The sequence below is a fragment of the Brevibacterium sp. 50QC2O2 genome (genome assembly GCF_024580675.1).
Taxonomy (GTDB): Bacteria; Actinomycetota; Actinomycetes; order Actinomycetales; family Brevibacteriaceae; genus Brevibacterium; species Brevibacterium moorei.
Genome location: NZ_JANIJZ010000001.1, coordinates 314,618 through 328,488 on the forward strand (window position 1 = coordinate 314,618; position 13,871 = coordinate 328,488).

General features: G+C 68.9%; 10 protein-coding genes. 8 read left to right on the plus strand and 2 right to left on the minus strand.

Annotated features, from left to right (window positions below; all coding sequences use genetic code 11):
• The first annotated feature begins 7 nt into the window (after positions 1-7).
• From NQ038_RS01250 to NQ038_RS01270, 5 genes are all read left to right on the plus strand, one after another.
• Positions 8-592 (plus strand): nitroreductase family protein, encoded by a 585-nt coding sequence (locus NQ038_RS01250; RefSeq protein ID WP_257061580.1) that lies wholly within the window; start codon positions 8-10, stop codon positions 590-592.
• The gene (locus tag NQ038_RS01255) at positions 589-1,953 is read left to right on the plus strand and encodes an MFS transporter (protein ID WP_257061583.1); all 1,365 of its coding nucleotides are present in this window, start codon (positions 589-591) and stop codon (positions 1,951-1,953) included. Before NQ038_RS01250 ends, NQ038_RS01255 begins: the two co-directional genes overlap by 4 nt.
• A 220-nt stretch (positions 1,954-2,173) precedes the next feature.
• Complete coding sequence (locus NQ038_RS01260) at positions 2,174-3,523, plus strand: family 10 glycosylhydrolase (protein WP_257061586.1); 1,350 nt, start codon at positions 2,174-2,176, stop codon at positions 3,521-3,523.
• Positions 3,524-3,651: 128 nt separating this feature from the next.
• Positions 3,652-7,656 (plus strand): efflux RND transporter permease subunit, encoded by a 4,005-nt coding sequence (locus tag NQ038_RS01265; RefSeq protein ID WP_257061588.1) that lies wholly within the window; start codon positions 3,652-3,654, stop codon positions 7,654-7,656.
• Positions 7,653-8,537, plus strand: a complete 885-nt coding sequence (locus NQ038_RS01270) for a CPBP family intramembrane glutamic endopeptidase (protein ID WP_257061598.1) — start codon at positions 7,653-7,655, stop codon at positions 8,535-8,537. The genes NQ038_RS01265 and NQ038_RS01270 overlap by 4 nt, the downstream gene beginning before the upstream one ends.
• A 79-nt stretch (positions 8,538-8,616) precedes the next feature.
• On the opposite strand, the gene NQ038_RS01275 is transcribed toward NQ038_RS01270, so the two are convergent.
• Positions 8,617-9,267 (minus strand): VOC family protein, encoded by a 651-nt coding sequence (locus NQ038_RS01275; protein WP_257058175.1) that lies wholly within the window; start codon positions 9,265-9,267, stop codon positions 8,617-8,619.
• 149 nt (positions 9,268-9,416) lie between these two features.
• Positions 9,417-9,905 (minus strand): inorganic diphosphatase, encoded by a 489-nt coding sequence (locus tag NQ038_RS01280; protein WP_257058177.1) that lies wholly within the window; start codon positions 9,903-9,905, stop codon positions 9,417-9,419.
• A 169-nt stretch (positions 9,906-10,074) separates the two neighbouring features.
• Between NQ038_RS01280 and dacB the strand changes: the two genes are divergently transcribed.
• From dacB to tilS, 3 genes are read left to right on the plus strand one after another with little or no spacing between them, the layout of a single operon-like run.
• Positions 10,075-11,553 (plus strand): D-alanyl-D-alanine carboxypeptidase/D-alanyl-D-alanine-endopeptidase, encoded by a 1,479-nt coding sequence (gene dacB, locus NQ038_RS01285; protein WP_257061600.1) that lies wholly within the window; start codon positions 10,075-10,077, stop codon positions 11,551-11,553.
• The gene (locus NQ038_RS01290) at positions 11,554-12,660 is read left to right on the plus strand and encodes a zinc-dependent metalloprotease (protein ID WP_257048176.1); all 1,107 of its coding nucleotides are present in this window, start codon (positions 11,554-11,556) and stop codon (positions 12,658-12,660) included.
• Positions 12,647-13,855 carry a tRNA lysidine(34) synthetase TilS gene (gene tilS / locus NQ038_RS15335; RefSeq protein ID WP_373456759.1) on the plus strand — a complete coding sequence of 403 codons (1,209 nt, stop codon included), beginning with the start codon at positions 12,647-12,649 and terminating at the stop codon, positions 13,853-13,855. Before NQ038_RS01290 ends, tilS begins: the two co-directional genes overlap by 14 nt.
• The last annotated feature ends 16 nt before the right edge of the window (positions 13,856-13,871 follow it).

Sequence of the window (13,871 nt, forward strand, 5' to 3'; positions counted from 1 at the left end):
GACTCACATGGGTATCTTCGAAAACCCCACCCTGGCCACGATGGCCGCCCGGCGTTCGGTGTCCAAGGTCGGACCCGGTGCGCCGAGTGACGAGGAGCTGCGCGAACTCCTGGCAGCGGTCACCCCGGTGGCCGATCACAAGTCCCTGCGACCCTGGCGCCTCATCACGCTGCGCGGCGATGAACGCCTCGGCCTGGGCCGGGCCCTGGACGCGGCCTCGGGTACGGAGCGGAAAGACGGCGAGGTCAATACCAAGCCCTTGCGCGCCGACCTGCTGATCGCGGTGGTGGCCCGCCATACGGAGAACCACAAGGTTCCCGAATGGGAGCAGCATGCGACCGCTGCGGGTGCGGCTCATCTGCTGGAACTGGCCCTGTGGGCCGCCGGCTGGGGCGTGATGTGGCGCAGCGGCCTGGCCGCCAACGCCCCCGAAGTCCGCGCCTACCATGGCCTCGACGACGATGAACTGCTCATGGGGTGGCTCTACGTGGGCACCATCGATCCGAAGTTCAAGCAGAAGCTGGCCGCCTCCAAGCGGGGGCCGCTGGATCCTGATCGGTTTCTGGGCCACCTGCCCGGCAGCGGGAAGTGAGCCCCAAGCCGGCCCGCAGTGCCAGGCCCCCGCTGCCGCCGCGCCCGCCGAAGGCGCCGTTGCCCCACCAGATCTGGGTGCTGGTGTCCGCGGCGTTCATCGTGGCCTTCGGGTTCGGCTTCGTCGCCCCGGTGCTGCCGCAGTTCGCCGCGTCCTTCGACATGGGCATCATGGCCACGACGGTCGTCGTCAGCGCCTTCGCCCTGTTCCGCCTGGTCATGGCCCCGGCCTCGGGCCGTCTGCTCAACCGCTACGGTGAGCGCACCGTCTACATCGTGGGCATCGGGATCGTCGCGGTCTCGACGTACGCCTGCGGGTTCGCGCAGGACTACTGGCAGTTGTTGGTCTTCCGTGCGCTGGGTGGGATCGGCTCGTCGATGTTCACGATCTCGGCCACCGCGCTGATCATCCGGCTGGCCCCGCCCGCCGCGCGCGGGCGGGCCACGGGGATGTACGCGACCTCGTTCCTGCTGGGCAATATCGTGGGCCCGGTGGTGGGTGGACTGCTGGCCGGGTTCGGCATGCGGGTGCCGTTCTTCGTCTACGGCACCGGCCTGGTGATCGCGGCGGTGATCGTCCGGGTGCGCCTGGGCGACATCGGCGCCAAGCCGCGCCGGCCGCGCGACAGGCGGGTCGACATCGACGCCGAGGCTCCTGCCGGGGCTGCGGCCTCGGGGCCTGTGGCCGCCGATCAGACGGCGGAGCGGCGGGAGGGAGCTACGGCCGCGGCGCCCCTGCCGCCCATGCGCATTCACGAGGCCTGGCGCAACACCGCCTACCGCGCTTCGCTGGTGGGCGGGCTGGCCAACGGTTGGGCCGCACTCGGCGCCAGGACTTCGCTGTACCCGCTGTTCGTGGTGCAGGTGCTGCACGCGGACCATTCCGCGGCGGGTCTGGCCCTGACGATGTTTGCCATCGGCAACACGGCATCGGTGACGATGGTCGGCCGCTGGTCGGACCGGCATGGGCGCAAACCCTTCGTGGTGGTGGGCCTGGCGGTGCTGGCCGCCACGACCATCGCGATCGGATTCTCCGGCGTGCTGTGGGTGTTTCTGGCCCTGAGCCTGGTGGGCGGGGTGGGCGCGGGCATGCTCAACCCGGCACAGCAGGCGGCCGTGGCCGATGTGGTGGGTTCCAAGCGCGCGGCCGGCCGGGTCATCTCGCGCTTCCAGATGGCCCAGGATGCCGGCTCCATCTTCGGACCGATCGTCGCCGGCTGGTTGGCCGACACCTTCGGCTATGCAGCGGCCTTCGGCGTCTCCGGCCTGATCGTGGTGGTCGCCCTGCTGGCCTGGGCACCGGCACGTGAAACGGCCCCACAGGTGGTGGGTGAAGCCCCGACCGTGACCCCTCCGAAATAACCCCGCCCTTCCGCTTGAGTTCCACTACTTACCGAAATGTTGAAAACCCCCTATGGGACCGTTCCCAATCAACATTTCGGTAAGTAGTGGAACTCTGCAAGGTGGGGCGGGCGGCGCGCGGGCGGTGAGGGAATTCACCGCCCGCATGGGTCCCGGCCGTTAGACTTCCCGTGTGCCCGGGGACTCCTGGCCGGGCCACTTCCCACGCAAGGAGACATCAGTGAACCTCGACCGCCGCAGGGCCCTGCGGCTGTTCGGTTCCGCGGGCGTGCTCAGCGCTGCCCTGGGGACCGTTCTGGCCGTCCGACCCACGTCGACCCAGCCCGCAGAAGCGGCCGGCACCCAATTCCGGGGCCTGTGGTTGTCGACGGTGGAGAACGTCGACTGGCCGGGGGATACGGGCCTGTCCGTATCCCGGCAGAAGTCGCAGCTGCGCGGCATTCTGGACCGTGCGCAGGCATACAGGTTCAACGCGATCATCGGCCAGGTGCGGCCCAATGCCGACACTTTCTGGCCCTCGAAGCTCGAACCCTGGTCCAAGTGGCTCACCGGGAAGGCGGGAAAGAACCCCGGCTACGACCCACTGGCCTACCAGATCGACCAGTGTCACAAGCGCGGCCTGGAATTCCATGCCTGGTTCAATCCGTTCCGGATCTGCTCGAGTGCGGATTTCAAGAAGCTGCCGGCATCCCATCCGGGCAAGAAGCACCCGTCGTGGACTGTGCGCTATGCGGGTTCCGTCTATTACAACCCCGGTCTGCCCGAGGTCCGGCGCCATGTCCGCAGCGTCGTCCTGGAGGTTGTGGGCCGCTACAAGATCGACGGGGTCCACTTCGACGACTACTTCTACCCTTATCCCGTGGACGGGAAGAAGTTCGACGACGACAAGGCCTTCAAGAAGCACGGTGGGGGCAAGAGCCGAGGCGCCTGGCGGAGGGCCAACATCACCTCCTTCGTCGCCGACATCCACAGCAGCGTCAAGCGGGTGCGCCCCGGAGTGCGATTCGGCATCAGCCCGTTCGGCATCTGGCGGAACAAGGAGAACGACTCACGTGGGTCGAACACCCACGGCGGCGAGTCCTACAGCGATAACTACGCAGACACATACGCCTGGATCAAAAAGGGGTACGTGGACTACGTCGTCCCGCAGCTGTACTGGAAACAGGGCTTCAAAGTGGCCGATTACAATACCCTGGCACGCTGGTGGGCAGGGGTGGTCAAGGGCACGAAGGTCCGTCTGTTCATCGGCCAGGGGGCCTATCGTCTGGGCGAGGAGTTCGGGCGCAATGAGCTGGACAACCATCTGGGCTTCGATGCGAAGATCCCGCAGATCACCGGTGAAGTGTTCTTCTCCGCCCACGACATGATGAAGAACAAGTGGAAGGTGTTCTCGCGGATAGCCAACGGCAAGTGGAAGAGCAGGGCCGTGCCGTGGCCGGCTACCAAGCCGCCGAAGAAGCCCTCGCCGCCTGCGCAGAAGCCGCAGATGTCCGGTGGCGCGGTGGACATGTCCGGCGGAGTCGTCCAGGGCAACGGCGGGATGAGCGGCGGCGTGACTCCCACGCACTGACCAAGCTGCGGCCCAGGTGGCCGTTGCACAGCCGGGACGCGCCTCGGAGGTTGCCCCGAGGTCCGCAGCATGCAGGGGTGGGGAAACCTGCATAGACCGTGTCAGACGGTGCCGGTAGCCTTGGGCGCGTGAACCTCCTGACGAAGCTCAGCCTGAAGAACCGCGCACTCATCGCACTGATCTGCGTGTGCGCGGTGCTCTTCGGCGTGATCGCAGCATCGACCCTGAAGAAGGAGCTGTTTCCCAGCTTCGAACTGCCTCAGGCCGTGGTCGTCACCCAGTACCAGGGTGCCAGCCCCGAAGCCGTGGAACGCGAGGTCACCGATCCGCTGGAAACGGCGCTGACCGGTCTGCAATCGGTTGAACACGTGGATTCCCAGTCCTCAACCGGCTCCTCGCAGATTACGGTGCAGACCAAATACGGCACCGATTCCGACGATATCGTCCGCGAACTCCAGCGCGCGGTGTCCCAGGTCCAGTCCCAACTGCCCGACGGCGTCGAACCCAATGTCATCAGCGGCGGCATGGGGGACCTGCCCGTCCTGGTGGTCTCCGCCAATCCCGCTGCCACAGGCGGTGACGCCACAGCAGCGGACACCGAACGGCTGGCGAGCGATCTGCGCGACGTCGTCGTCCCCGAACTGAAGAAGGTCGACGGGGTGCGCTCGGCCACGGTCTCCGGCGGGCGGACCAAACAGGTCGACATCGTCATCGACAAGGACGACCTCAAAGACGAGGGCGTTTCCGTCGAACAGCTCGCCGGAGTCCTACAGGCCAACGGGGTCCCGACCTCGGCCGGTGACCTGGCCGACGGCAAGCAGAACGCGCCGGTCGAAGTGGGCAAGCGCATCGCCTCGGTCAAACAGATCCGGAACCTGGTCGTCACCGGAAGCGACGGCCCGGTCAAGGTGTCGAAGGTCGCCGACGTCGCGCTGAAGGACGCGCCGGTAACCAGTGTCTCGCGCACCAACGGGCAACCCAGCCTGACCCTGTCGGTGACGAAGAAACCGGATGCCAACACCGTGGACGTGGCCCGTGCGGTCAACGATGCACTGCCCGGCCTGGGCGCTAAGGTCGGCAATCCGGACTTCACCACTCTGTTCGACCAGTCGCCATTCATCGACGATTCGATCAAGGACCTCATGACTGAGGGCGTGCTGGGTCTGATCTTCGCGGTCCTGGTCATCCTGGTCTTCCTGTTCAGCGTGCGCGCGACCGTCATCACCGCGATATCCATCCCGATGTCGCTGCTCATCGCACTGATCGCGCTGTGGCAGGGCGGGCAGACGCTCAACATGCTCACCCTGGCGGCACTGACGATTTCGATCGGCCGGGTGGTCGACGATTCGATCGTCGTCATCGAGGCCATCAGACGCAGGCAGGCCGCAGGTTCAGACGGCACCACGAAGTTCTCCAATATCCTGGCGGCCGTGGGCGAAGTCGCCGGCGCCATCACCGCCTCGACCCTGACAACGGTGGCCGTGTTCGCCCCGCTCATCTTCGTCTCCGGGCAGACCGGGGAGCTCTTCCGCCCCTTCGCCCTGACCGTGACGATCGCACTGCTGAGCTCTCTGCTGGTGGCACTGACGATCGTGCCGGTGCTGGCCTACTGGTTCCTGCGCGCCCGCGAGTCCCGGGTGCGGCTCAGCGGTGACCAGAAGCGGGAGATCCGTGCAGAACAGCGCACTGCCGTGGCGGCATTGCGCCGGCGTCACCGGGCCGAGCGCAACGGCAGGCATTCGGCCGAAGCCGGTGAGCCCGCACAAGACGAAGCCGGGGAACCGAGCACTTCGGGGGAGGACACCGTGCCGCTGCGCGCGGCCGGCGGTGCTACCGGCCGAAGTGCCGCGGCCCTGGGCCCGCTCGGCGGTGCCGCTACCGGGACCTCGGCGGCCGAGGCCCCCGCAGCAGTCGACGAACTCGCGGGCCTGCGCGCGCCTGCGACCCGGCTGCAGCGCACCTACCTGCCGGTCATCGGCTGGACCACCAAGCACCCGCTCATCACGCTCGTCGCGGCCGTGGTCGTCCTGGTCCTGACCTTCGCCATGGTGCCCAAACTCAAGACGGAGCTGCTGGGCGATACCGGCGAGGACTCGCTGCAGGTCCAACAGACCTTCCCCGCCGGCCTGAGCATCGAACAGGCGGCTGACCGGGCCAAGCCCGTTGAACAGCTGCTGGCCCGCGACCCCGGCATCGAATCCTTCCAGTTCAGCGTGGGCGACGATCAGTTCGGCTTCGGATCGTCCGGCGGCAGCCTGTTGGGCAGCTACCTGATCAACGTGCGCGAGGACGCGGACCCGGCCCAGGTCGGGGACCGGATCCGGGAGGCCACCGCGAAGCTCGACGACGCGGGCGAGGTCACTCTGGCGGACGGGCAGTCCACGGTCGGCGGTTCGACGATCGATGTGAACCTCACGGCGAATTCCACCGAGGACCTGCGCAAAGCCGCCGCGACCCTGAGCAAGGCCCTGGGCGGCGCGGATGGCGTGCAACAGGTGGAGAACGACCAAGCCGCCACGAAGGAGGTCGTGCGCGTCGACGTCGACCATCGCAAGGCGGCGAAGAAGGGCCTGAGCGAGGCCGCGATCGGCCAGGCGGTGGCCCGCGCGATGGACGGCCAGACGATCGGCAACGTGGTCTTCGACAATGTCACGCACAAGGTGCTGCTGTTCGACGGCCAGGTGACCGACGTGGACGAACTGAAGAACCTCAAGATCACCGTGGCCGGCGGGGCATCCGCCGGGGGAACCTCCACCGGCGGTGCGGCTGCCGGCGGTGCGGGTGCCTCCGACGGTGCGGCTCCGCAGGCTGGGGGCCAGGTGGCGCGCGCCGGGGGATCCCTCCGGCCGCTGGCCGCTCCGGCCGAGGACCCGAAGGGTAGCGAGAACACCGGCGAACCCACCTGCGTGCCCACGACCGACGACGAAGGCAATCAGCTGCCGCCCAGTGGACCCGACTGCCAAACCACAGCGCCCCCGACGACGGATGCGCCCCGCGATGAGCCCACCGCGACCAAGACCTCGGCGCCTGGTGAAGATCCGACCAAGACCTCGGACCCCACACAGCAGCCCACCGGCCCCGGGCAGCCCACCGGCCCCGGGCAGCCCACCGGACCCGGACAGGAGATCCCCGGCGGCGGGCAGATGCCCAATGTCCAGGTGCCCGGCAGTTATCCGCAGGCACCGGGCGGACAGTACCCAGGGGGCCAGATGCCGTCGGGCCAGGTGCCCGGTGGCTATCCGTCCTCGGCCGATGCACAGCCGAAGGCCAAGACCGTCAAGCTCAAGGACGTGGCGAAGGTGCGTACGGTGTCCACCCCACCGGTGATCTCGCACTCCGATGGTCTGCGTTCGGCCAAGGTCAGTGTCACCCCGTCCGGTGACGATCTGGGCGCGGCCAGTGCCGCAGTGCAGAAGGTCGTCGACGAGACGCACCTGCCCTCGGGCGTCAGCGCGGACATGGGTGGCGCGACCCAGGAACAGACCGACGCCTTCGCCCAGCTGGGACTGGCGATGTTGGCGGCGATCCTCATCGTCTTCGTCATCCTGGTCGCGACGTTCAAATCGCTGGCCCAGCCGTTCATCCTGCTGGTGTCCATTCCGTTCGCCGCCACCGGGTCGATCGGGTTGCTGTTGGCCACCGGAACGCCCCTGGGGCTGACCGGGATGATCGGCATGCTCATGCTCATCGGCATCGTCGTGACCAATGCGATCGTGCTCATCGACTTGATCAACCACTTCCGCGCCCACGGGGTGGGACTGCGCGAGGCCGTGGTCCAGGGTGCCAGGTTGCGCTACCGTCCCATCATCATGACGGCGCTCGCGACGATCTTCGCGCTGACCCCCATGGCCCTGGGCCTGACTGGCGGCGGGGTGTTCATCTCGCGGCCCCTGGCGATCGTGGTGATCGGCGGTCTGGTGTCCTCGACCCTGTTGACTCTGGTCCTGGTCCCCGTGCTCTACATGTTGTTGGAAGGGATGAAGGAACGCAGACGTGATCGGCGCGAGGCCAGGGAGGCCGCGCGCGCCAGGGTCCTGGACCGGGTCGAGGCCGGAGGTCCGGCCGCGCCCGGGCCGGGCGACAGCGGTCCCGCCGGTGAACTCGGCGCCGACCGGCCGGGTCCCGGGGAGTGAGCACTCCGCCGGCACCCGGGCCGCGCTATGGTCTCCAGCTCGCGCTCGTCGCGCTGCTGTCCTTGGGGAAGTCCGCCGTCTACGCCGTCGTGGACCTGGCGGATACGCTCAGCCGCGGGCCCCTGGCCGATGCGCAGGCACAGCTGAACACCTCGGTGTCGTCGCGGCCCTGGTTCGATCTGCTCTATCAGCTGCTTGGCATCGGCTTCACACTGGTGCCGGTGGTCCTTGCCCTGTACTTCATGAGCCTGGACCGGCTGCCGGGGCACGGCAGCCCACAGCCCGGCACGCTGCAGCCCGGCAGCCTGCGTGCGGTGTGTGGGCGGATCGGGTTCGATGCGCGCCGGCCCGGCGGGGACCTCGGGCGAGGAGTCCTGCTGTTCATCGTGATCGGTGTGGGCACCCTGGGCGTGTACTTCCTCGGACGGTCATTGGGCGTCACCGCGGAGATCCAGACGAACAACCTGGGCGCGAACTGGTGGACGGTGCCGGTCCTGATCCTGGCCGCGGTGAAGAACGGCGTGCTCGAAGAGGTCCTGCTCCTGGGGTTCTGCGTGGACCGACTGCGCCGGATGGGGGCGGGGCCGTGGACGGTCATCCTGGCCCTGGCGGTGTTCCGCGCCAGCTACCACCTGTACCAGGGGATCGGGCCGTTCGTGGGCAATGTGGCAATGGGCGTGATCTTCGGCTGGCTATACCTGCGCAAACTGCGGGCCGTCGAGGTCGCGGGCGGCTTCAACGCGGCCGTGGGTGCCGCGGGCGCGCCGCTGGGGGTCCCGACGGGCTGGGGCCGGGTCATGCCCTTCGTCGTGGCGCACACCCTCATCGACGCGGCGGGCTTCCTGGCGCCGGGCATCCTGGCCGCGGTCGATCCGCGCTGACCCGGTACGGGCACGGGGTCGGACTGGTGCCGGCACAGGGCCGTCCTGGTGCGGCCTCGCGCCCGGCCGGTCAGATGACTCAGATGACGACTTCGCCGCGGGCGGTCTGGAAAGTCACGTATTCGATGCCGGGCAGGCCGTCCGGCGCCGTCCAGTCGATGCTGATCTCCGGGATGGGCTTGGGGTCCTGCGAACCCAGCCAATTGCGCAGCCGGTCACGGGAACCCGCGATCGCCAGTGCGATGATGGCGGTTTTCGCCACTGCCAGGCGGATGCGCGCAGAGGGGTGCTGTTCGGCGGGGGACTCCCAGTGGATGAAGTACGGCAGCTGCGGATCGGCGATCAGGCCCTTGACCCCGATCTGCTTCCAGTGGAGCTCTTCTCCGCCCTCGGGTGTGCGGTTGCCGGGCACCCAGGGGCGTTCGAGGCGTTCGGAGACCGAGTCGGTGTCGTCCACGGCGACGCACCAGCCCATCCAGCCGCCGCCTCGGGCCGACTGCGCTCTGACGGCCTGGCCGAAGGGCGTGATCTGGGCGGCCGGGTGTTCGAGGGCCTCGACCACTTCGAGGTAGTGGCCGTCGTCCAGGGGGAAGATCATATTGCGCGTGCCGAAGCGCGGATGCAGGCCGCCGTCATAGGGCTTGATCCCCAGCTGCTCGGCGATCCGCTCGGCAGTCGCGGCACAGCCGTCCGGCTGAGCGGCGAACGAAACATGGTCGAGGCGGAGCATGTCTCCAGCGTGGCATAGAGCACAGGAAAACGAGACTTAGGCAGTCCTAATCTCCACCTGAATGCACGGGTGGCTCCACTCATGCTCGCGTGGCTCGAAACCCCATGAGTTATCGAGCCACACATGCATGAGTGGAGCCACTCGGCAGGTCAGTGGCCTTCGGTCTTGGCGCGTTCGATCGACTCGTTGACGATGCGCTCGGCCTCTTCGCGGCCGGCCCAGGTCGAGCCCTTGACGAACTTGCCCGGCTCCAGGTCCTTGTAGTGGACGAAGAAGTGCTCGATGGCGTCGAGCTGGTGCTGCGCGATGTCCTTGACGTCGACGATGTCCTCGAAGCGCTTATCCCCGCCCAGGACCGCCAGGATCTTGTCGTCGCCGCCGGCTTCGTCCTCCATCTTGAACACGCCGATGGGGCGGGCGTCGACCTGGCAGCCGGGGAATACCGACTCGTGCAGGATCACCAGTACGTCGAGCGGGTCGCCGTCCTCGCCCAGGGTGCCCTCGAAGTAGCCGTAGTCCGTGGGGTAGGCCATGGAAGTGTAGAGGTAGCGGTCCAGCTTGACGCGGCCGGTTTCGTGGTCGACTTCGTACTTGTTCCGCGAGCCCGCGGGGATTTCGATCGTGGCAAGGAGTTCCATGAGTGCCTCGAGTCCTATCTGTCTGTTCGTTGGATCGTCTCGATGCCCTCCGCCCACGAGCGGATGCGCCGGCGGCGGGCATACTCCTCTAGCATAGAGAAGGATGTCGGCGAGTCGATACAGAGCCGATCCGGAGTCGACGCAGCCGGGTACCTGAGAGGACTGAAGAGTGACGAAGAGGCAGAGCGGAAAGCGGCGCCATCCGATTCTGCGGGCCTGCGCCTGGGGTGCTGCCGCGGTCGTCATCGTGGGTGCCGCCTATGGCGCCGGTGACGCCTACGACATTCTGCCCGGCCCCCTGACGACCCAGCCGGCCCTGCTGCTCGATCCCCTGCCCGAACCGACCCCGGGCATCGACAAGGTCGCAGCTCCCCGCGCGCTGGCCGATGACGCCCCGGTGCCGGAGAATCTGGCCAGGTTGCTCGGAGGGATGAAGTCGGACAAGGCGATGACCGGTAAGTTCGGCGCCGAGGTCCGCGATGCACTGAGCGGGAAGGTCCTGTACTCCACCGCGGCGGACTCTCAGAAGACGCCCGCCTCGGTCACCAAGGTACTCACGGGCACGGCCGCCCTGGGCGTGCTGGGCGGGGAGACGAGGTTCACGACCAGTGTGGAGCTGGCCGGTGGCCCCGCGGCCGAGGCGACTTCCGCGGCCGAGGCGGCAGGCGCCTCGGGCGGGCAACCGCACCTCTACCTGGTGGCCGGCGGGGACGTCATGCTGGGCGCAGGGAAATCCGATGCGGGATCCGTGATGGGCCGTGCGGGACTGGCCGACCTGGCCGAGCAGACAGCCGCACAGCTGAAGGAACAGGGTGTGAAGAAGGCGAGCGTATCGGTCGACCTCTCGCGCTACTCCGGCCAGCGGTTCTCCTCCGCCTGGTCGCGCGCGGACATCGCCACTGGCGCGATCAACCCGATCACCCCGCTCATGCTCTCCGCCGGCAAGACTGGCCAGGGGGAACACGCCCCGCGCATGTCCGATCCGGTGGCCCCCGCCCTCAAGGCCTTCACTGCGGCACTGGACGGCCACGGCATCGCGACGACCACTGCCAAGCCCCAGAAAGCCCCGCAGGGTGCCGAACGGGTCGCCGCTGTCGCCAGCGCCAGCGTGGCCGAACAGACCAGGTACATGCTGGAGAACAGTGACAATGTCATGGCGGAGGTGCTGGGCGTCGAGGTCGCGAAGAAGATGGGCAAGGGCGACTCGATCGACGCAGGACCGGCCGGAGTCATCGCAGCGCTGACGCAGCTGAAGGTGGAAACCGGTTCGATTCACCTGGGCGACACCTCCGGCCTGGACTACTCCAACCGGATCAGCCCACACGAAATGGCCGATGTGGTACGCACCGTCGCGACCAGCCGGGGCGACCTGTCCCAGCTCATTCCGAGTCTGCCGGTGGGCGGACTGTCGGGCACGCTGGCCGAACGCTACCGGGATCCGGCCAGTAAGGACGGGGCGGGCAAGGTCAGCGCCAAGACCGGCACCCTGTCCACCGTGACCTCGCTGGCCGGCACTGTCGTGACCAAGGACGGCAGGCTCCTGGCATTCGCATTCATGGCCGACGGGATCAAGCCGGGCTCCGCCGATGCGGTACGCAAGCTCTACGACGCCAATGTCACCAAACTGGCCGACTGCGGGTGCAGCTGAGTGCGCTCGCACAAGGGCGGTGAGGACCGGCTCCACCCGGCACTGCGCACCGTGCGCGAACTGACCCCGGCCGGGCCCCGGCTGAGCCGCTATGCGACCCGGGCCCTGGTCGCGGATCTGCGCAATGCCGCGCAGACTGCTCCCGACCTGGTGCTCGGCGTTATGCGGCTGGCACCCGGGGCCGACACCCGGGCTCGGCGTGCCCTGGCCGGACAGGGCCCCGCACTGGTCGTCGACCGCCTGGGCTGGGCCAAGGCGAATATCGAGGCCACGGCGGGGCTGGGCGGCCTGCTGGCGGCTGTCGGGACCGAACGCGGGCTTGACGATCTGGTCCAGGCCGGCCGCACCCTGGCGCAGGACCCCGTCGCCCATCCGCGCCTGCAGGGGCTCGACGACCTGGGCGCGGCCGCGGAACTGGGTGCCGCGCTGTCGGTACTGGCGCCCCGGGTGCTGGGACAGTACCTGCCCTTCGGCTCCCGCGGCCATCTGCTACTGGTCGCCCCGAACGTCGCGGCGAACGAGCAGCGGCTGCAGGTTGTGCCCCGGGACTTCCGGCTGTGGGTGGCCCTGCACGAATCCACCCACCAGGTGCAGTTCGCGGCCGCACCCTGGCTGCGCGAATACCTGGAGGGGCTGATCGTGGAGCTCGCGGTGTCCGCCGAGGACGAATCGCCCGGTGTCCTCGACACGATCCGTGCGGTGGTACGCACGATCACCGGCCATGGCAGCCTGCTCGACATCGTCTCCACCCCCGCCCAACGGGAGAAACTGGAGCGGATCACCGCCATTATGAGCCTGCTCGAGGGCCACGCGGACGTCGTGATGGACGCTGTGGGCCCACGCGTCATCCCCAGCGTGGCGCAGATCCGCGCGCGCTTCGACACCCGCAGGGACGATTCCGGGGCGGGCTTCGGTGCGATCGTGGCCCGGGCCCTGGGACTGGCGGAGAAAATGGAACAGTACCGTTCGGGTGCCCGCTTCGTGCGCGGGGTGACCGGCCGGGTGGGCCATGCGGGACTGGCCGCCGTCTGGGAATCCCCCCAGGCGCTGCCGAGCCCGTCCGAGATCGCAGCCCCGGGGGAGTGGGTCGCCCGTGTCCTGGGCTGAGGGTGTGGCCGGCGGGCCGGCCGAGCAGCGCCCCATGCCCGCCGCTGACGGATCCACCGAGCGGCGGGACCTGGTCGGGGCGCCCGCCACCCCGGCCCGCCCGCGTCTTGACCCCGCCACCGCCGAGGTGCGCCGCCGGCTGCGCGAATTCCTCGCCTCGCACCTGCCGGAGCCCTCTGGGGCCGAGCCCGGCGAGCACCCCGGCCACACCTTCCTGCTGGGCGTCTCCGGTGGTGCGGACTCCATGGCACTGGCTACCGCCGCGGCCTTCTTGCAGAACTCGTCCAAACGGCCGGGGCCCACGCGCCCGCCCCTGCGCTTCGCCGCGGTGGTCGTCGACCACGGCCTGCAATCCGGCTCGGCCGCGCACACCGCCGGCGTGGTCGCCCGGCTGCGCGCCTGGGGCCTGGAGGCCACCGGGGCGCGCGTCACAGTGGCGGCGGACGACCCCGCCGGGCTCGAGGCTGCGGCCCGGACCGCCCGCTACTCCGCCCTGGAGGCGCGCCGGCTAGAACTGGGTGCGCTCGCCGTGCTCACCGCGCACACCCTGGACGATCAGGCCGAGACCGTGCTGTTGGGCCTGGCCCGTGGCGCGGGTGCTCGCAGCCTGGCGGGGATGCGGCCGGTCACGGGCACCGTGTGGCGGCCGCTGCTGGGATGCGCGCGCAGCGTCACCCGTGCGGCCTGCCTGGCCCAGGGCGTGCAGGTCTGGGACGACCCGATGAATGAGGACCCGCACTATGCCAGGGTCCGCGCCAGGCGCACCGTGCTGCCACTGCTCGAACGGGAGTTGGGCCCGGGCATCGCACGCGCTCTGGCCAGGACCGCAGACCAGTTGGCGGCCGATTCGGACCTGCTGGAATCCCAGGCGGCCGAGGCCGCGCACCGCTTGGGCGCGGACCCGGCCGGCAAACCGTCCGGGCACCCGGGGGGACTACCGGGTGATCTGCCGGCCGCGGCCTCGGCCGAACCGGCGGCGCTGCGCCATCGGATCATCCGCGACTGGCTGGCCGCCGCCGGCGCCCGCCAGGAGGTGACCCACCGGCACGTCCTGGCCGTAGACGAACTGCTCATGCGGGTGCGCCACGGCGCGGTATCGGTCCCGCCGGGGGTGTCAGTGTCCCGGGTGCGCGGACCGGACACGGAGCGCGGCGCACTGCGCATGACCCGTGTCAGTGCTCACACGGTAAGCTGAGAAGAGCGCAATCGCA